Source organism: Streptococcus oralis subsp. dentisani, from assembly GCF_002096615.1.
Lineage (GTDB): Bacteria > Bacillota > Bacilli > Lactobacillales > Streptococcaceae > Streptococcus > Streptococcus oralis_U.
In genome coordinates this window covers 53913-73545 of record NZ_NCUX01000025.1, presented here as the reverse complement: position 1 = coordinate 73545, position 19633 = coordinate 53913, and the positions used below count along the sequence as shown (strand labels likewise).

The window sequence follows — 19633 nt, the reverse complement described above, 5'->3', positions numbered from 1 at the left end:
GACTTAACGGACAGTCAAAGGAGAATTCATATGACACAACATCTTACTGCTGAAGCCCTTCGCAAAGACTTTCTTGCCGTTTTTGGTCAAGAAGCAGACCAAACTTTCTTTTCACCAGGACGCATCAATTTGATTGGTGAACACACAGACTACAACGGTGGACACGTTTTTCCAGCGGCTATTTCCTTGGGAACCTATGGAGCGGCTCGCAAACGTGACGACCAAGTCTTGCGTTTCTACTCAGCAAACTTTGAGGACAAGGGTATCATCGAAGTGCCTCTTGCTGATCTCAAGTTTGAAAAAGAGCACAGCTGGACCAATTATCCAAAAGGGGTCCTCCATTTCTTGCAGGAAGCTGGCCATGTTATTGACAAAGGGTTTGATTTCTATGTCTTTGGGAATATCCCAAATGGTGCTGGCTTGTCTTCATCAGCATCCTTGGAACTCTTGACAGGGGTCGTGGCAGAGTATCTCTTTGATTTAAAACTAGACCGTTTGGATTTGGTTAAAATCGGAAAACAAACAGAAAACAACTTTATCGGAGTCAACTCTGGTATCATGGACCAGTTTGCCATCGGTATGGGTGCAGACCAACGTGCTATTTACCTCGATACCAATACTTTGGAGTACGACTTGGTGCCACTTGATTTGAAGGACAATGTCGTTGTTATCATGAATACCAACAAACGCCGTGAACTGGCGGACTCTAAGTACAATGAACGCCGTGCTGAGTGTGAAAAAGCTGTGGAAGAATTGCAAGTTGCCTTGGATATTCAGACCTTGGGTGAATTGGATGAGTGGGCCTTTGACCAATACAGCTATCTGATTAAAGATGAAAATCGCTTAAAACGTGCTCGCCATGCTGTGCTTGAAAACCAACGTACCCTTAAAGCTCAAGCAGCACTTCAAGCAGGTGATTTGGAAACATTTGGTCGCTTGATGAATGCGTCACACGTTTCTCTAGAACATGACTATGAAGTAACTGGCTTGGAATTGGATACTCTTGTCCACATAGCTTGGGCACAAGAAGGTGTTCTCGGTGCTCGTATGACAGGGGCAGGTTTTGGTGGATGTGCTATTGCTTTGGTGCAAAAAGATACAGTTGAGGCCTTTAAGGAAGCTGTTGGCAAGCACTACGAGGAAGTCGTTGGATATGCTCCAAGCTTCTATATCGCTGAAGTTGAAGGTGGCAGTCGCGTTTTAGACTAGGAGAGAAGTAAATGGACGCTGTAATATTTGATTTAGATGGCTTATTAGCTGATACTGAGATCATTTCTCTAAAAGTTTATCAAGAATTGCTTAAAGATTTTGGAATTCCTTTCACAGAAGAAACATATTCTAGAGAATACAGTGGACATAGGGAAGAGGAGAATGTTCAACGATTTTTAGATACCTATGATTTACCTTGGAACTTTGACCAAACCTTGGAAAAAGTTTATGAACTGGAAGCTCGAATCTTAGCCAAAGGTGTAAATTTAAAAAAAGGTGCTAAAAATTTGCTTGCTTTTTTGCAAAGAGAAGGTATTCCAATCGCTCTAGCAACTTCAAGTGTTGAATCTCGAGCTAGAATGATTTTGGATAGTAATGGTATACTGTCCCTATTTAACCATCTAGTTTTTGCAAAAGATGTAAAGCGAAGCAAACCTTACCCTGATATATTTTTAAAGGCCTGTAGTGATTTGAATGTTTTACCAGAGAATTGCTTAGTATTAGAGGATAGTGAAGCAGGGATTGAAGCAGCGTATAGAGCTGGGATACCAGTTATTTGTATTCCAGACTTGAAAATGCCAGCACAGTCTTTCTTAAATAAAACAGAACAAGTTTTTCAGGATTTAGATGCTGTCAGAGACTATTTAGAAAGTAAGAAGGAGAATCAATGAGTCAGGGAATTCTAGATGCATTTATCACGGAAGTCATTACTGAAAGTACCTTTGAGGAAATGGATCGAATCTACCTAACCAATCGTGTTTTGGCTCAAGTGGGTGAAGGTGTTTTGGAAGTTGAGACTGATCTGGATGACTTGATTGACCTCAAGGACCAGCTGGTCGAAGAAGCGGTTCGATTAGAGACGATTGAGGATAGTCAGACTGCGCGTGAAATCCTTGGTGCTGAACTAATGGATTTGGTAACCCCTTGTCCAAGTCAGGTTAATCGTGACTTTTGGACAACCTATGCTCACTCTCCTGAGCAGGCGATAGGGGATTTTTACCAGCTCAGCCAGAAAAATGACTACATCAAGCTCAAGGCCACTTCTAAGAATATCGCTTATCGTGTTCCATCTGACTACGGAGAACTTGAGATTACTATCAACCTCTCTAAACCTGAAAAGGATCCAAAGGAGATTGCGGCAGCTAAGTTGGTTCAAGCTAGCAATTACCCACAGTGTCAACTCTGTCTAGAGAATGAAGGCTACCATGGTCGAATTAACCATCCAGCTCGCAGCAATCACCGAATTATCCGTTTTGAAATGGCTGGTCAGGAGTGGGGTTTCCAGTATTCGCCCTATGCCTACTTTAATGAGCACTGTATCTTCTTAGATAGTCAGCATCGGCCAATGGCTATTAGCTGTCAGAGCTTTGAGCGTCTGCTGGCTATCGTTGAGCAATTTCCGGGATATTTTGCTGGATCTAATGCTGATCTGCCGATTGTGGGGGGGTCTATTCTAACTCATGACCACTATCAGGGAGGTCGTCACGTATTTCCTATGGAATTAGCTCCTTTGCAAAAGACCTTCCGATTTGCTGGTTTTGAGCAGGTCAAGGCTGGGATTGTCAAGTGGCCCATGTCAGTGCTACGTTTGACCTCGGATTCCAAAGAGGATTTGATCAACTTGGCTGACAAGATTTTACAGGAATGGCGCCAGTATTCAGATCCTGCAGTGCAGATTTTGGCAGAAACAGACGGGACACCGCATCACACCATCACACCGATTGCCCGTAAACGCGATGGCCAGTTTGAGTTGGACTTGGTCTTGCGGGACAATCAGACATCACCAGAACATCCTGATGGTATCTATCATCCCCACAAGGATGTCCAACATATCAAGAAGGAAAATATCGGCTTGATCGAGGTCATGGGCTTGGCTATTTTGCCACCTCGTTTGAAGGCAGAAGTGGAGCAAGTAGCAGCCTACCTTGTCGGAGAAGAAGTCTCAGTTGCCGACTATCATCAGAAATGGGCCGACCAACTCAAAGCCCAACATCCAGATCTAACGGATAAAGAAAAAGCCCTTGAAATCGTCAAGGACTCTGTGGGTGCTATTTTTGCGCGTGTTCTGGAGGACGCAGGAGTTTACAAGCAAACGGAGCAGGGACAGGCAGCCTTTATGCGCTTTGTTGAGCAGGTTGGAATTTTACCAGACTAGGAGCTTTCTCCTTGCACAGTCCTATAAAAAGTAGTATCATAGTGTCGTTTGAACTATCAGGAGGAAACGATGAAAGATTTTCATTTTGACGCTATATCTGCCTTTGAAAATTACGAAATAGACAAAATGAGAGATGGTCATGTTGTGGTGACGACGAAAGTGGTGGACTCGTCGCTCAATTACTATGGCAATGCCCATGGTGGCTATCTCTTTACCCTCTGTGACCAGATCAGTGGATTGGTGGTCATCTCGCTGGGGCTTGATGGAGTGACGCTTCAGTCCTCTATCAACTACCTCAAGGCAGGAAAACTCGACGATGTGCTGACCATTAAAGGAGAATGTGTCCATCAAGGTCGCACAACCTGTGTCGTGGATGTCGATATCACCAATCAAGAAGGCAGAAATGTCTGCAAAGCCACCTTTACCATGTTTGTCACAGGCCAGCGGTCAGATGAGAGACAGGTAAGGATATAAAACACTAAGAGGTGACCTGCACTCCAAGGGTTAGATATTTCTCTGTCGAACTTTTGGAGTGCAGGTTAGTTTTGATTCTCGCAGATGAACCAACCGCTTCACTAGACCCCAAAAACTCTGAGGAGCTACTTTCTATATTAGAATCTCTAAAAAATCCGAATCGAACGATTATTATTGCGACCCACAATCCTCTTATCTGGGAGCAAGTGGATCAAGTCATTCGAGTTACCGATTTATCTCATCGATGATAAGAGAACATTAAGTTAGAAGAAAGAGTCACAAATACACTTTGTGGCTTTTTTATTTCCGTAAAAATGGTAAAATAGTAGGAGTAGAAATGGAGTTTGAGACATGAAAGTAATCGATCAATTTAAAAATAAGAAAGTACTTGTTTTAGGTTTGGCTAAGTCTGGTGAGTCTGCGGCCCGTTTGTTGGACAAGCTGGGAGCCATTGTGACGGTAAATGACGGCAAGCCTTTTGAGGAAAATCCTGCTGCACAAAGTTTGCTAGAAGAGGGAATCAAGGTTGTCACTGGTGGGCATCCTTTGGAGCTCTTGGATGAAGAGTTTGCTCTGATGGTGAAAAATCCAGGGATCCCTTATAGCAATCCCATGATTGAAAAGGCCTTGGCAAAGGGGATTCCAGTCTTGACTGAGGTAGAGTTGGCTTACTTGATCTCAGAAGCGCCGATTATCGGTATCACTGGTTCAAATGGGAAAACAACCACAACGACGATGATTGGGGAAGTTTTAACTGCTGCCGGTCAACATGGTCTTTTGTCAGGCAATATCGGCTATCCTGCCAGTCAAGTGGCTCAAACTGCGACAGCCAAGGACACGCTTGTCATGGAACTTTCTTCTTTTCAACTCATGGGCGTCCAAGAATTCCATCCTGAGATTGCGGTTATTACCAACCTCATGCCTACTCATATCGACTATCATGGTTCTTTTGAGGAGTATGTGGCAGCTAAGTGGAATATCCAGAACAAGATGACAGCGGATGATTTCCTTGTCTTGAACTTTAACCAAGACTTGGCAAAAGAATTGGCTAGCAAAACACAGGCTACTGTTGTACCATTTTCAACACTGGAAAAGGTTGATGGAGCTTATCTGGAAGATGGTCAACTCTACTTCCGTGGGGAAGTGGTCATGGCAGCTAGTGAAATCGGTGTTCCAGGTAGCCACAATGTAGAAAATGCCCTTGCGACCATTGCGGTAGCCAAGCTTCGTGGTGTAGACAACCAAACCATCAAGGAAACTCTTTCAGCCTTTGGTGGTGTCAAGCACCGTCTCCAGTTTGTGGATGAAATCAAGGGGGTCAAATTCTATAACGATAGCAAGTCAACCAATATCTTGGCTACTCAAAAAGCCTTGTCAGGATTTGACAATAGTAAGGTCATCTTAATTTCAGGTGGTTTGGACCGCGGCAATGAGTTTGATGAATTGGTTCCAGATATTACAGGACTCAAGAAGATGGTTATCCTCGGTCAGTCTGCAGAACGTGTCAAACGGGCAGCAGAGAAGGCTGGTGTGGCTTATGTGGATGCGACAGATATTGCAGATGCGACCCGCAAGGCTTACGAGCTTGCTACAGAAGGAGATGTAGTCCTTCTCAGCCCTGCCAATGCTAGCTGGGATATGTATGCTAACTTTGAAGTACGTGGCGACCTCTTTATCGACACAGTAGCGGAGTTAAAGGAATAATATGAAAAAAATTGTCTTTACAGGTGGGGGGACGGTTGGACATGTCACCCTCAACCTTTTGTTAATGCCTAAGTTCATCGAAGACGGCTGGGAAGTTCACTACATTGGTGATAAACACGGAATCGAACACCAAGAAATCCTCAAGTCAGGCTTGAATGTGACCTTCCATTCCATTGCGACTGGGAAATTGCGTCGCTATTTCTCTTGGCAAAATATGCTGGACGTCTTCAAAGTTGGTTGGGGAATTGTCCAATCCCTCTTTATCATGTTACGAATGCGTCCACAGGCTCTTTTTTCAAAGGGGGGATTTGTCTCTGTACCGCCGGTTATCGCAGCGCGTGTGTCAGGAGTACCAGTCTTTATTCACGAATCGGACCTATCTATGGGCTTGGCCAATAAAATTGCCTATAAATTTGCGACCAAGATGTATTCAACATTTGAGCAAGCTGCTGGTCTCGCAAAAGTTGAGCATGTGGGAGCTGTGACCAAGGTTTCAGACCAAAAAACTCCTGAACCAGATGAATTGGTGGATATCCAAACCCACTTCAATCCCAAATTGCCTACAGTATTGTTTGTCGGTGGATCTGCAGGAGCTCGTGTCTTTAACCAATTGGTGACAGATCATAAAAAAGAACTGACCGAGCGTTACAATGTTATCAATCTCACTGGAGATTCTAGCCTCAATGAGTTAAGCCAAAATCTCTTCCGTGTTGATTATGTGACGGACCTCTATCAACCCTTGATGGAGCTGGCAGATCTGGTGGTGACGCGTGGTGGTGCCAATACGATTTTCGAGCTCTTGGCCATGGCGAAACTCCATCTCATCGTCCCATTGGGGCGTGAAGCAAGTCGAGGAGACCAGATTGAAAATGCAGCCTACTTTGTTAAGAAAGGCTATGCAGAAGAACTTCAAGAAAGTGACTTGACCTTGGAAAGCGTGGAGGAGAAACTGAGTCACTTGCTTAGTCATAAGGATCAGTACCAAGCTAGCATGAAGGCATCAACTGAATTGAAATCTCTTGCAGATTTTTACGATCTATTAAGAAAAGACCTATCATAAGGAATATCAATGTCAAAGGATAAGAACAAAGAATCAAACCCCAAGAAAGAATTGTCTGAATGGCAGAAACGAAACCAGGAATACCTGAAAAAGAAGGCTGAGGAAGAAGCTGCCCTAGCTGAGGAGAAAGAAAAGGAAAAACAAGCTCGAATGGGGAAAAACTCTAAGATGTTAGAGGAATCCAAGAAATCATCGAGCGAGTCAGACGAGGAATCCACAAGCCCAAGCAAGGAACCTTCCGAGAAAGCTGAGAAAACTCAAAAGGAAGACACAAAAGTTAAAAAAGAGAAAGAAAAGAAGAAAAAAGAAAAACCTGCCAAGCCTAAAATTGCTCCCGTTCATATTTGGCGGGCAGTTAGTATCTTGGTGCCGAGTGTTCTGGTTCTCCTCCTTTCTATCTATCTCTTGACTCCTCTTTCGACTATCAAGCATATCGAGGTTAAGGGAAATGTCCAGACCCAAGCGGATGACATTAAACAGATTTCTGGTATTCAAGATAGCGACTATACCTTAGCCCTATTGTTGGATAAGGAAAAATACGCTGAGCGAATCAAGTCTAATCACTGGATAGAGTCAGCAAAGATTGACTACAAATTTCCGACAAACTTTACGATTGAAGTTAAAGAGTTTGAGATTGTTGGCTACTATGTGACAGGTGAAGACCACTATCCAATCCTATCTAGTGGAACAATTGACTCAAGCCCTGTCAACCTTTTGAATCTGCCTGAGACCTACCTAACAGTCACCTTTAACGATGAGCAGCAGGTGAAGGATTTGATGACGGGTCTTTCTAGTATTAGTGAGGACATAAAGAGTCAGATTCAGAAGATCGAACTAGCGCCAAGTAAGGCAACTGCCGATCTTCTAAAAATTACTATGCAGGATACAGATGAAATAGTAGTTCCCTTGTCAGAGTTGAGTAAGAAATTACCTTATTACAGCAAAATCAAGCCACAATTGTCAGAACCGAGCTTTATTGATATGGAAGCTGGCATCTATAGTACTAGCTTAGCTGATAAACGTTTAGAAGAAGCTGAGGAAAAGGCTAAACAAGAAGCTAAAGAAGCAGAGAAGAAAAAACAGGAAGAAAAAAAAGCTGAAGAAAAGAAACAAGAATAAGAATCTTCAGTTTTTACTTGACAAGTGTCGTTATAAATAATAGAATAGTAGAAAACTTTTAAAGCAGTCCAGAGAGGCAGCTAAGGTTAGACAGTGAAAGGGTGGAGACTACCCGTTTTTCGTGGAACCTAGCTGCTAGCAGGTTCCTTTTTTTGAGCAATGGACTGTTAGCAAAGAATAGGAGAAAAGAATGCGTGAGAGTCGCCCGGTCATTGCTCTGGATTTTCCAAGTTTCGAGGAAGCCAAAGAATTTTTAGCCCTTTTTCCAGCAGAGGAAAAACTCTATGTCAAAGTTGGAATGGAGATCTACTATGCAGTAGGTCCCGAGGTTGTGCGTTATTTGAAATCATTGGGACATAGTGTTTTTTTGGATCTCAAGTTGCATGATATTCCAAATACGGTCAAGTCAACCATGAAAATCTTGTCAAGTCTGGGTGTCGATATGACCAATGTTCAGGCTGCAGGTGGACTTGAGATGATGCAGGCCGCGCGTGAAGGCCTTGGTGATCAAGGGATTCTTATCGCGGTGACCCAATTGACCTCAACATCTGAAGAACAGATGCAAGACTGTCAAAATATCCAAACTAGTCTGCAGGAATCAGTGATTCACTATGCTAAGAAAACAGCTGAAGCTGGATTGGATGGAGTGGTTTGCTCAGCCCAAGAAGCCCAACTTATCAAAGAAGCTACAAACGAAGACTTTATCTGCTTGACACCAGGGATTCGACCAGCAGGTGCTGAAGCAGGGGATCAAAAACGAGTGGTAACCCCTGGTCAAGCCTATCAAATAGGTAGTGACTACATTGTAATAGGCCGTCCTATCACACAGGCAGCAGACCCTGTAGCAGCCTACCATGCTATCAAGGAAGAATGGACACGCGATTGGGTCTAAAGCGTATTTGATTATAGATTTAAGGATAAGAAGGAGTATACCATGACACTTGCTAGAGACATTGCTAGCCATCTATTGAAAATTCAAGCGGTTTATCTCAAACCAGAAGAGCCTTTCACTTGGGCATCTGGTATCAAGTCACCTATCTATACAGATAACCGCGTGACCCTGGCTTACCCGGAAACTAGAACTTTGATTGAAAATGGTTTTGTGAATGCTATCAAAGTAGCCTTTCCAGAGGTTGAAGTGATTGCAGGAACTGCGACAGCAGGGATTCCACACGGAGCTATCATCGCGGACAAGATGAACCTACCATTTGCTTATATCCGTAGCAAACCAAAAGACCATGGAGCCGGAAACCAAATCGAAGGTCGTGTAGCCCAGGGGCAAAAAATGGTAATTGTAGAAGACCTGATTTCAACTGGTGGTTCAGTTCTCGAAGCGGTAGCAGCTGCCAAGCGTGAAGGAGCAGATGTTCTCGGTGTAGTAGCTATTTTTAGTTATCAACTAGCAAAAGCAGATAAGAACTTTGCGGATGCTGGTGTCAAACTTGTGACGCTTTCTAACTACAGTGAACTGATCCACCTAGCACAAGAAGAAGGTTACATTACGCCAGAAGGACTCGACCTCCTAAAACGCTTTAAAGAAGACCAAGAAAATTGGCAAGGATAGAGAAATTCATTTCTTAGATTTTAATGGAACTGATGCATAGTATCGGTTCTTTTTAATTGACAAATGTAGATTTTGATAGTATACTTAGAACCATAATTGACAAATGTAGATTTTGGAGGTGTACTGATGCAGATTTCAGATGCAGAATGGCAGGTCATGAAGATTGTTTGGATGCAGGGTGAACAGACCAGTACGGATTTGATCAGGGTTCTGGCGGAGCGGTTTGACTGGTCCAAGTCTACAGTTCAAACCCTTTTGGCGCGTTTGGTTGAGAAAGAGTGTCTGACCAGGAAAAAAGAGGGCAAGTCCTTTGTTTATTCAGCCCTTTTAACTCTGGATCAAAGCCGAGACTTGCTTGTCCAAGATATCAAAGACAAGGTTTGTTCTCGTAGGATTAAGAACTTGTTAGCTGATTTGATTGCCGAATGTGATTTTACTCTGGCTGACTTGGAAGACTTGGAAGCTGTGATTTCTGAGAAAAAAGCTAGCGCAGTTGCTGAAGTAAAATGTAATTGTATGTAAAGGAGACGTCATGTTAAATAGCATTGTAACCCTTATTTGTATTGCCCTTATCGCGTTTATCTTGTTTTGGTTTTTCAAAAAGCCTGAAAAGTCTGGACAAAAGGCCCAGCAAAAAAAGGGCTACCAAGAGATTCGAGTGGAAGTTATGGGGGGCTATACGCCTGAGTTGATTATCCTCAAGAAATCGGTGCCAGCCCGCATTGTCTTTGACCGCAAGGACCCGTCACCCTGTCTGGATCAGATCGTCTTTCCAGATTTTGGTGTACATGCGGATCTTCCTATGGGTGAAGAGTATGTAGTGGAAATCACACCTGAGCAAGCTGGAGAGTTTGGCTTTGCATGTGGTATGAATATGATGCACGGCAAGATGATTGTAGAGTAGGAGGAAATGATGACAGAAATTGTGAAAGCAAGCCTAGAAAATGGCATTCAAAAAATCCGTATCCGAGCTGAAAAAGGCTATCATCCAGCTCATATCCAGCTTCAAAAAGGGGTTCCAGCTGAGATTACCTTTCATCGTGCCACCCCTTCAAACTGTTACAAGGAAATTCTTTTTGAAGAAGAAGGTATTCTAGAACCAATCGGTGTGGACGAGGAGAAGACAATTCGTTTTACACCTCAAGAATTAGGGCAACATGAATTTTCATGTGGCATGAAGATGCAAAAAGGAAGCTATACCGTAGTTGAGAAGACGCGAAAATCTTTGTCACTTTTGCAACGTTTTTGGATTACTAGCATCTTTACTGTGCCTCTTGTGATTATCATGATTGGGATGTCGACAGGAGGAATTAGTCACCAAGTCATGCGTTGGGGCACCTTTTTAGCCACAACACCCATTATGCTAGTAGCAGGTGGTCCTTATATCCAAAGTGCTTGGGCTAGTTTTAAAAAGCACAATGCCAACATGGATACCTTGGTGGCGCTGGGAACTCTAGTAGCCTATCTCTATAGTCTAGTTGCCCTCTTTACTGGACTCCCTGTTTACTTTGAAAGTGCTGGATTTATCCTCTTCTTCGTTCTTTTGGGAGCCGTTTTTGAGGAGAAAATGCGAAAAAATACTTCCCAAGCTGTGGAGAAACTACTGGATTTGCAGGCTAAAACAGCAGAAGTCTTACGTGAAGATAGCTATGTTCAAGTTCCCTTGGACCAAGTTCAGGTAGGCGACCTGATTCGAGTGCGTCCCGGTGAAAAGATTGCGGTTGATGGTGTCGTAGTGGAAGGTGTGTCCAGTATTGACGAATCCATGGTGACAGGTGAGAGTCTGCCGGTAGACAAAACAGTTGGAGATACTGTCATTGGCTCTACCATCAATAATAGCGGAACGCTTGTTTTTAGAGCAGAAAAAGTTGGCTCAGAGACTGTTTTGGCACAGATTGTAGACTTTGTGAAGAAAGCCCAGACCAGCCGTGCTCCGGTTCAGGATTTGACGGATAAAATTTCAGGAATTTTTGTCCCAGCAGTTGTCATTTTAGCGATTCTGACTTTTTGGATTTGGTTTGTCTTGCTTGAGGCTAGCTTTGTGACCTCTCTACTTTATGGGGTAGCAGTTTTGATTATCGCCTGCCCTTGTGCCTTAGGACTCGCAACACCGACAGCTCTCATGGTGGGAACTGGCCGTAGTGCCAAGATGGGAGTTCTTCTTAAAAATGGAACGGTCTTACAGGAAATTCAGAAAGTCCAAACTATTGTTTTTGATAAGACAGGGACTTTGACGGAAGGAAAACCTGTGGTCACTGATATCATTGGTGATGAGACAGAAGTATTAGGCTTGGCGGCTTCTTTGGAAGAAGCCTCTCAACACCCATTGGCTCAAGCCATTGTCAAGCGAACGACTGAAGTTGGACTTGAGTTTCATACTGTAGAAAATTTCCAAGCCCTTCATGGAAAAGGTGTTTCAGGGCAAATCCATGGGAAACAAGTCTTGCTTGGAAATGCTAAAATGCTAGATGGCATGGATATTTCGAGCGCTTATCAGGAAAAACTTAAAGAACTGGAAAAAGAAGCTAAGACAGTTGTGTACTTGGCTGTTGACAATGAAATCAAAGGCTTGCTTGCCTTGCAAGATATTCCCAAGGAAAATGCCAAACTCGCCATCAATCAGCTGAAAAAACGTGGTCTCCGAACAGTTATGCTGACAGGAGATAATGCTGGCGTGGCGCGTGCCATTGCAGATCAGATCGGCATCGAAGAGGTTATTGCTGGTGTCTTACCAGAAGAAAAAGCGCATGAAATCCATCAACTACAACAGGCTGGTAAAGTAGCCTTTATCGGAGATGGTATCAATGATGCGCCAGCCCTCAGTGTAGCAGATGTTGGGATTGCCATGGGCGCAGGAACCGATATTGCTATTGAGTCAGCAGGGATTGTTCTTACTCACAATGATTTGACAGGAGTTGTTCGTGCCTTTGATATGAGTAAGGCAACCTTCAATCGTATCTTGCTCAACCTCTTCTGGGCCTTTATCTACAATGTCATCGGAATTCCGGTTGCAGCAGGAGTCTTTTCAGGAATTGGATTGGCCCTCAATCCAGAACTGGCTGGTCTAGCCATGGCCTTTAGTTCTGTATCTGTTTTAACCAGTTCACTCATGCTAAACTTTAGTAAAATAGACTAAAAGCGAGCTTGCTCGCTTTTTTATTATAAAACAGTTTTCTGAAGCGTTTTCAATCTGTGCTGTAATAGAGAATGCAAACTTCTGAGCACATTCTTAGGATACTCAAAGTAAATGTGGTAAATTAGGATTGTAAATTTACTGAATCGCTTTCAAACAACATATAAAAGCGCTTTTTGTAAATGTATGAAATTATTTTGAAGGAGAGTTATTATGACTCAAGGGAAAATTACTGCATCTGCAGCAATGCTTAACGTATTGAAGACATGGGGCGTAGACACAATCTACGGTATCCCATCAGGAACACTCAGCTCACTCATGGATGCTTTGGCTGAAGACAAAGATATCCGCTTCTTGCAAGTTCGCCACGAAGAAACAGGTGCTCTTGCAGCGGTTATGCAAGCTAAATTTGGCGGCTCAATCGGGGTTGCAGTTGGTTCAGGTGGTCCAGGTGCGACTCACTTGATTAACGGTGTTTACGATGCAGCTATGGATAACACTCCATTCCTTGCTATCCTTGGATCACGTCCTGTTAACGAACTCAATATGGATGCCTTCCAAGAATTGAACCAAAACCCAATGTACAACGGTATCGCTGTTTACAACAAACGTGTCGCTTACGCTGAGCAATTGCCAAAAGTAATCGACGAAGCTTGCCGTGCTGCAGTTTCTAAAAAAGGTCCAGCTGTTGTTGAAATTCCAGTAAACTTCGGTTTCCAAGAAATTGACGAAAACTCATTCTACGGTTCAGGTTCATACGAACGTTCATTCATCGCTCCTGCCTTGAACGAAGTTGAAATCGACAAAGCGGTTGAAATCTTGAACAATGCTGAACGTCCAGTTATCTACGCTGGTTATGGTGGTGTTAAAGCTGGTGAAGTGATTACTGAATTGTCACGTAAAATCAAAGCACCAATCATCACAACTGGTAAAAACTTTGAAGCTTTCGAATGGAACTATGAAGGTTTGACAGGTTCTGCTTACCGTGTTGGTTGGAAACCAGCCAACGAAGTGGTCTTTGAAGCAGACACAGTTCTTTTCCTTGGTTCAAACTTCCCATTTGCTGAAGTTTACGAAGCCTTCAAGAACACTGAAAAATTCATTCAAGTCGATATCGACCCTTACAAACTTGGTAAACGTCATGCCCTTGACGCTTCTATCCTTGGTGATGCAGGTCAAGCAGCGAAAGCAATCCTTGACAAAGTAAACCCAGTAGAATCTACTCCATGGTGGCGTGCAAACGTGAAGAACAACCAAAACTGGCGTGATTACATGAACAAACTCGAAGGTAAAACTGAGGGTGAATTGCAATTGTACCAAGTTTACAATGCAATCAACAAACATGCTGATCAAGACGCTATCTACTCAATCGACGTAGGTGACACTACTCAAACATCTACTCGTCACCTTCACATGACACCTAAGAACATGTGGCGTACATCTCCACTCTTTGCGACAATGGGGATTGCCCTTCCTGGTGGTATCGCTGCTAAGAAAGACAATCCAGATCGCCAAGTATGGAACATCATGGGTGACGGTGCATTCAACATGTGCTACCCAGACGTGATCACAAACGTTCAATACGACCTTCCAGTTATCAACGTTGTCTTCTCAAATGGTAAATATGCCTTCATCAAGGACAAATACGAAGACACAAACAAACACTTGTTTGGTTGTGACTTCCCTAACGCGGACTACGCGAAAATCGCTGAAGCGCAAGGTGCTGTAGGATTTACAGTTGATCGTATCGAAGACATCGACGCAGTTGTTGCAGAAGCTGTGAAACTCAATAAAGAAGGTAAAACTGTTGTGATCGATGCTCGCATCTCTCAACATCGTCCACTTCCAGTAGAAGTACTTGAATTGGATCCAAAACTTCACTCAGAAGAAGCAATCAAAGCCTTCAAGGAAAAATACGAAGCAGAAGAACTCGTACCATTCCGCCTCTTCTTGGAAGAAGAAGGATTGCAATCACGCGCAATTAAATAATTCCTCTAAGAAACCATTGTTGTTTTAAAATATGATAAATAAAGAAACTAAAATAGTCATTATTTTAGTTTTTTATCACCTTTGAAATTTACGTATTAAATTTTTAAGAGAATATATACTCATATATCCTCTACGAATAGCGATATAATGGATATATGGTATACTAAAAATTTGCCTGGAAAATTTTATTGTGGTAAAATAGGACTGAGAGTAAAATTGAAAAGGAGACTAACATGGATATTGATGGTAAAGCAATAGTAACTAATGTAACAACAGATTTAGTGAAGAGTGGACTTGCTTTAGGTTGGGGAAAAATAAAAGATTACTTTAAGGATCTTGATGCTAGTGCTGCCATTGAATACAGAACAGCATATGAAGATTATTTAAAAAATACGAAAGATAGATATGGGAAAATAAAAACAATTATCTATAGAAGAGAAAGAAAGGATTTATATTCCTTTTATGAGGCTACAGGAATGTCTTATGCAGGAAAAGTTTTTTCTTCTTCTGATATTAATAATTTAATGAAAATTGATAGCAAAATTTTAGTTACTGGAACTGGCGGTATAGGAAAATCAATACTGTTTAAGCATTTATTTCTGAATTCGATGGAAGTAACAAATTTTATTCCAGTATTTATTGAATTGAGGAGTTTAAATACATTAGAGAATAAAGAGTTGAATATTTCAAATATTGTATTCAAAAGCTTGGAATCAAATGGATTTAAATTGGAAAGAAAATACTATGAAGATAGTTTAAAACAAGGTGCGTATGTAATATTCTTAGATGGTTTTGATGAAATTAATCATGAAAAAAGAGATTTTGTTAGAAAAGAAATAAAACTATTTTGCGAAAAGTATTCAAAAAATCAAATTTTTGTATCTTCTAGACCATCAACAGAATTTATAGGATGGTTGGACTTTAGTGAAGTAGAATCTCAACCATTAACTAAGAAACAAGCATTGAGTCTAATAAATAAGATTGAATTTGATGAGACATCAAAAAAAATATTTTCGGAAGAATTAGATAAGAGTCTATATAGAAAATATAAATCATTTGCTTCAAATCCATTGTTATTAACAATTATGTTGTTAACCTTCCAGAAACATGCTTCTATTCCTGAACGATTGAATGATTTTTATGAAGAAGCATTTGTTACACTATTTAATGTACATGATGCTACTAAAGATTCATTTGTAAGGGATATACGAAGTGGTTTAAGTTGTGAAGATTTTAAACTTGTATTCGCCTATATTTGTTTTAAATCATACTTTAAAGGAGAATATGAATTTTCCGAAACAAGATTACATGAGCTGATTAATAATGCAAAAGAAAAATTCAAAGATAAGTTTAATTTTAATGTAGATGATTTTCAGGATGATTTAGTACATTCTGTCTGTATGCTTGTGAAAGAAGGGTTAGAATATAGATTTTCTCATAGATCATTTCAAGAATATTTTTCAGCATGGTATACATGTAAATTACCAGATACTATTCAAGAAAAACTATTAGATGGATGGCTTAAAGAATCATCAACAATTTCATCAGATTCATATTTTTATATGTTATATGATTTACAAAATGAAAAAGTAAACACTATCATTTTAAAGCCTGTTATGGAGAAGATTGTCCAGCTGTATAAAAATGAAGATCTCTTGAATTTCTTAGTCAGCCTATTTGATGGGTTTTCTATTGAAGAAGATCATAATAAAGAATATAGATTTATTTTACATATTAAAGATCAATATTTATGTAATGGATTGATATTATTGATCCGGTTGAATAAATATCATAGTGATATAAAGAATATAGTTTCAAAGGAAAATTATGAGACCTTCATTTCGAAAAGAGGAGATAGGGCTTATTGCATGGATATAGAGGAGGGGATAGAGCTATATGGTAAAGAAAAATTTATAAATATGTCTTCTTGGCTTTTTAATCAAGTCAAATTTATAAATAAAATTTATGAAACTACCAAAAATACGAAAATCAAAAAACGAAAGGTAGCTAGTATCATAGAGGAACTATAAATAATCTATTCAGGTGTATACAGATGAATTTAAATCAATTGGATATTATTGTTTCAAATGTTTCCCAAGTCTGTGCTGACTTGGAGCGACTTTTGGATAAAAAGTCCGATTATGTTGATGACAGTTTTGCTCAGTTTACGATTGGCAGTCACTGCCTCATGTTGTCTCAAAATCATTTGATTTCTTTGGAAAACTTTCAGTCAGGAATCATTCTTCATATCGAGGTTGAGGATGTAGACCAGAACTACCAACGATTGAAAGAGCTTGGTGTCGAGATTTTACACGGTCCTTGTGAAACGGATTGGGGAACAGAGTCCTTATTAGTTAAAGGCCCTGCTGGCTTAGTGATTGATTTTTATCGTATGAAATAGGTCGCGTTGTCATTTGACGTTAACTTTAGCTATTTTTAAAACAGAAATTGAGAATGTGAATTATTGAAAGATCGGAGCAATCCGGTCTTTTTCTTATCACAAGATTGTGATAGTTTACATCTTCATAACAAAAGCTTCAAAGTCTTGATTGTTTTGAAAAAAGATTATAAAATATGATTCATAAAAATGAAAGAGGTTTTGAAAATGTCTGAAAAGAAAATGAAAATTTTGGGTTGGGTAGCGACCTTCATGTCCGTTATGATGTATGTGTCTTACTTCCCACAAATCATGAACAACCTGGCTGGTCAAAAAGGAAACTTCATCCAACCCTTAGTCGCAGCCATCAACTGTAGTCTATGGGTTTATTACGGTCTTTTCAAGAAAGAAAGAGATATTCCCCTTGCGGCTGCTAATGCGCCAGGTATCGTTTTTGGCCTAGTAACGGCTATCACAGCTTTGATTTAAAAAGTTTAAAATAGTTAGTATTCTTGTATCCTTTTTTATATTCTGTTAAAATAGAAGCCTAACGAAAGTTTAGGAGTGAATCAAGATGTCGATGAGTTTCTTTTTATTATTTGGCTGTATGATACTAGCGTTTGCTGCCTTTACGTATTTTATGTTCAATGAGTTGATTTTTAGTAGTTATTTAGATGATAAAAAATGTACTGAAAAAACTGAAGGAAAAATCACAAGATATTCTGCATTTCTTTATAACGATGTTAGTCTTCCAGTTGTAGAATATACTGTTGCAGGGAATCAGTACAAGGTAGTAGGGCCAAAATTTCTTTCTAGCGTATCAAAAACAGTTGCAACACCACTTAATTCTATCGTTTCTGAAGTAAAGTTGGAAGGTTTCGATAATGGAGAAATTCCACAAGTGTTAAGGTATCAGGTACGGCGAAATAGTTTCATTTCTGTAACAAAATCACCACTTATGGAGCGCTTCCCAATCGGCGGAAAGGTTACTGTTTACTATGATCCGAACAAACCTAAACTTTCTTACGTGGAAAGACCGTTAAAGCTAGGTCGCTTTTTATGGCTGACTAAATTATCAGTCTATCTTCTTATTCTAATGATGCTTGTTTCAGCTGTTTACATCATGTTTGTCCTTCCAAATCTTGTCAAATAGAAGTTGATTATTTTGTTCCAAAGCTCAACTTTCCATCATACGGTTCTATGTTTATACATAGAATCGTTTTTTGCTGAAGAAATCTTTGAAGAGGATTTCTTTAAAAAATCGAACCCTGAAAATTTGTCGGATTAAATGGAATCATATAATAGTATCATTATTCCGCAGTATTTCACAAGTAAAGGTCTGGATATTGGGGTATAATATAAGTAAATGAAGCAGTAAAATAAGAAAGTGGATAGAGATATGACTGAAAAACTAACTTTTCCAGAAGGATTTCTCTGGGGTGGTGCAACGGCGGCTAATCAATGTGAGGGTGGTTATAATCAGGACGGTCGTGGTCTTGCTAATGTGGATGTGGTACCGATTGGTCCAGACCGTGAGGCCATTATTACAGGTCAGAAAAAGATGTTTTCGTTTGAGGAGGGCTATTTTTACCCAGCAAAGGAAGCCATTGATATGTACCATCATTACAAGGAAGATATTGCGCTTTTTGCAGAAATGGGCTTTAAAACTTATCGACTTTCCATCGCTTGGACTCGGATTTTTCCTAAGGGAGATGAAGCAGAGCCAAATGAAGCAGGTCTAGCCTTTTATGAGGATTTGTTTAAGGAATGCCACAAGTATGGGATTGAACCTCTGGTGACCATCACGCATTTTGACTGCCCCATGCACTTAATTAGGGAGTACGGTGGTTGGCGCAATCGTCGTATGTTGAACTTTTACGCAAATCTCTGTCGCACCCTCTTTACCCGTTACAAGGGCTTGGTCAAGTACTGGCTCACCTTCAACGAAATCAATATGATTCTGCATGCCCCCTTTTTAGGAGCCGGGATTTGTTTTGAAGAGGGGGAAAATCAAGAGCAAGTCAAATACCAAGCAGCTCACCATGAGCTGGTAGCCTCGGCTATGGCGACTAAAATTGCCCACGAAATTAACCCAGAAAACAAGGTGGGATGTATGTTGGCAGCAGGGCAATATTATCCTAACACTGCCCATCCGAGAGACTACTGGGCAGCCATGGAAGAAGACCGTAAGGGTTACTTTTTCATTGATGTTCAAGCGCGTGGGGAATACCCAAACTATGCCAAGAAGCAGTGGGAGCGTGAGGGAATTAAGATTGAAATGTCGACAGAAGATTTGGACTTGTTAAAGAATCACACTGTTGATTTTGTTTCCTTCTCTTATTATGCGAGTCGAGTGGCTTCAGGCGATCCAGAAGTGACGGATCTGACAGCTGGAAATGTCTTTGCCTCTATCAAAAACCCTTATCTGGAATCCTCAGAATGGGGTTGGCAGATTGACCCACTGGGGCTTCGTATCACTCTTAATGCCATCTGGGATCGTTATCAAAAGCCTATGTTCATCGTAGAAAATGGACTCGGCGCTATGGATACGACGGATGAAAATGGCTATGTAGCGGATGACTATCGGATTGCTTACTTAGAGGCCCACATCAAGGCTATGCGAGATGCTATTTATCAAGATGGCGTTGAATTGCTTGGTTATACGACTTGGGGTTGTATAGATCTGGTTTCAGCTGGAACAGGCGAAATGAACAAGCGCTATGGTTTTATCTATGTGGATCGTGATAATGCAGGTCAAGGAAGTCTCAAACGGAGCAAGAAGAAATCCTTCTACTGGTACAAGGATGTCATTGCCAGCAATGGTGCAAGTATTAAGTAGAGCACATTTG

The 19633-nt window shown here is 41.0% G+C and carries 18 protein-coding genes and 1 pseudogene; all 19 read left to right on the top strand.

Annotated features, from left to right (window positions below; translation table 11 throughout):
• Positions 1–30: 30 nt before the first annotated feature.
• The 19 genes and pseudogenes from B7708_RS00695 (at position 31) to B7708_RS00605 (ending at position 19623) form a co-directional block, all read left to right on the top strand.
• Positions 31–1209, top strand: coding sequence for a galactokinase (locus B7708_RS00695; RefSeq protein WP_084973007.1), 1179 nt, complete (start codon positions 31–33; stop codon positions 1207–1209).
• 11 nt (positions 1210–1220) lie between these two features.
• Positions 1221–1880 (top strand): HAD family hydrolase, encoded by a 660-nt coding sequence (locus B7708_RS00690; RefSeq protein WP_084973005.1) that lies wholly within the window; start codon positions 1221–1223, stop codon positions 1878–1880.
• Entirely contained in the window at positions 1877–3364 is a 1488-nt protein-coding gene (locus B7708_RS00685) for a UDP-glucose--hexose-1-phosphate uridylyltransferase (protein ID WP_084973004.1), read from the top strand. The genes B7708_RS00690 and B7708_RS00685 overlap by 4 nt, the downstream gene beginning before the upstream one ends.
• Positions 3365–3433: 69 nt before the next feature.
• Positions 3434–3838 (top strand): PaaI family thioesterase, encoded by a 405-nt coding sequence (locus B7708_RS00680; protein ID WP_084973002.1) that lies wholly within the window; start codon positions 3434–3436, stop codon positions 3836–3838.
• A 71-nt stretch (positions 3839–3909) separates the two neighbouring features.
• Positions 3910–4086: pseudogene (locus B7708_RS00675) on the top strand (AAA family ATPase); the annotation flags it as partial.
• A gap of 103 nt (positions 4087–4189) precedes the next feature.
• Positions 4190–5542, top strand: a complete 1353-nt coding sequence (gene murD / locus B7708_RS00670; RefSeq protein ID WP_084973000.1) for a UDP-N-acetylmuramoyl-L-alanine--D-glutamate ligase — start codon at positions 4190–4192, stop codon at positions 5540–5542.
• A gap of 1 nt (position 5543) precedes the next feature.
• Complete coding sequence (locus tag B7708_RS00665) at positions 5544–6602, top strand: UDP-N-acetylglucosamine--N-acetylmuramyl-(pentapeptide) pyrophosphoryl-undecaprenol N-acetylglucosamine transferase (RefSeq protein ID WP_084972998.1); 1059 nt, start codon at positions 5544–5546, stop codon at positions 6600–6602.
• Positions 6603–6611: 9 nt separating this feature from the next.
• Positions 6612–7721 carry a cell division protein FtsQ/DivIB gene (locus tag B7708_RS00660; protein WP_084972996.1) on the top strand — a complete coding sequence of 370 codons (1110 nt, stop codon included), beginning with the start codon at positions 6612–6614 and terminating at the stop codon, positions 7719–7721.
• Positions 7722–7911: 190 nt separating this feature from the next.
• The gene (gene pyrF, locus B7708_RS00655; RefSeq protein ID WP_038804435.1) at positions 7912–8613 is read left to right on the top strand and encodes an orotidine-5'-phosphate decarboxylase; all 702 of its coding nucleotides are present in this window, start codon (positions 7912–7914) and stop codon (positions 8611–8613) included.
• Between the two features lie 42 nt (positions 8614–8655).
• On the top strand, positions 8656–9285 hold the full coding sequence (gene pyrE / locus B7708_RS00650) for an orotate phosphoribosyltransferase (protein ID WP_084972994.1): 630 nt from the start codon (positions 8656–8658) through the stop codon (positions 9283–9285).
• Between the two features lie 126 nt (positions 9286–9411).
• Positions 9412–9807: a CopY/TcrY family copper transport repressor gene (locus tag B7708_RS00645; RefSeq protein ID WP_084972992.1), complete on the top strand. Its 396-nt coding sequence runs from the start codon at positions 9412–9414 to the stop codon at positions 9805–9807.
• A 10-nt stretch (positions 9808–9817) separates the two neighbouring features.
• The gene (locus tag B7708_RS00640; RefSeq protein WP_084972990.1) at positions 9818–10189 is read left to right on the top strand and encodes a cupredoxin domain-containing protein; all 372 of its coding nucleotides are present in this window, start codon (positions 9818–9820) and stop codon (positions 10187–10189) included.
• A gap of 9 nt (positions 10190–10198) precedes the next feature.
• On the top strand, positions 10199–12421 hold the full coding sequence (locus B7708_RS00635; protein ID WP_084972988.1) for a heavy metal translocating P-type ATPase: 2223 nt from the start codon (positions 10199–10201) through the stop codon (positions 12419–12421).
• Positions 12422–12631: 210 nt separating this feature from the next.
• Positions 12632–14407 (top strand): pyruvate oxidase, encoded by a 1776-nt coding sequence (spxB, locus tag B7708_RS00630; RefSeq protein WP_084972986.1) that lies wholly within the window; start codon positions 12632–12634, stop codon positions 14405–14407.
• 233 nt (positions 14408–14640) lie between these two features.
• Positions 14641–16437 carry an NACHT domain-containing protein gene (locus B7708_RS00625; RefSeq protein ID WP_084972983.1) on the top strand — a complete coding sequence of 599 codons (1797 nt, stop codon included), beginning with the start codon at positions 14641–14643 and terminating at the stop codon, positions 16435–16437.
• A 23-nt stretch (positions 16438–16460) separates the two neighbouring features.
• A complete protein-coding gene (locus B7708_RS00620) occupies positions 16461–16808 on the top strand; it encodes a VOC family protein (protein ID WP_084972981.1) in 348 nt (115 codons plus the stop codon).
• 204 nt (positions 16809–17012) lie between these two features.
• Positions 17013–17273 (top strand): SemiSWEET family transporter, encoded by a 261-nt coding sequence (locus tag B7708_RS00615; protein ID WP_084972978.1) that lies wholly within the window; start codon positions 17013–17015, stop codon positions 17271–17273.
• Between the two features lie 85 nt (positions 17274–17358).
• Positions 17359–17937, top strand: a complete 579-nt coding sequence (locus tag B7708_RS00610; RefSeq protein ID WP_084972977.1) for a DUF3592 domain-containing protein — start codon at positions 17359–17361, stop codon at positions 17935–17937.
• Between the two features lie 246 nt (positions 17938–18183).
• The gene (locus B7708_RS00605; protein ID WP_084972975.1) at positions 18184–19623 is read left to right on the top strand and encodes a 6-phospho-beta-glucosidase; all 1440 of its coding nucleotides are present in this window, start codon (positions 18184–18186) and stop codon (positions 19621–19623) included.
• Positions 19624–19633 lie beyond the last annotated feature (10 nt).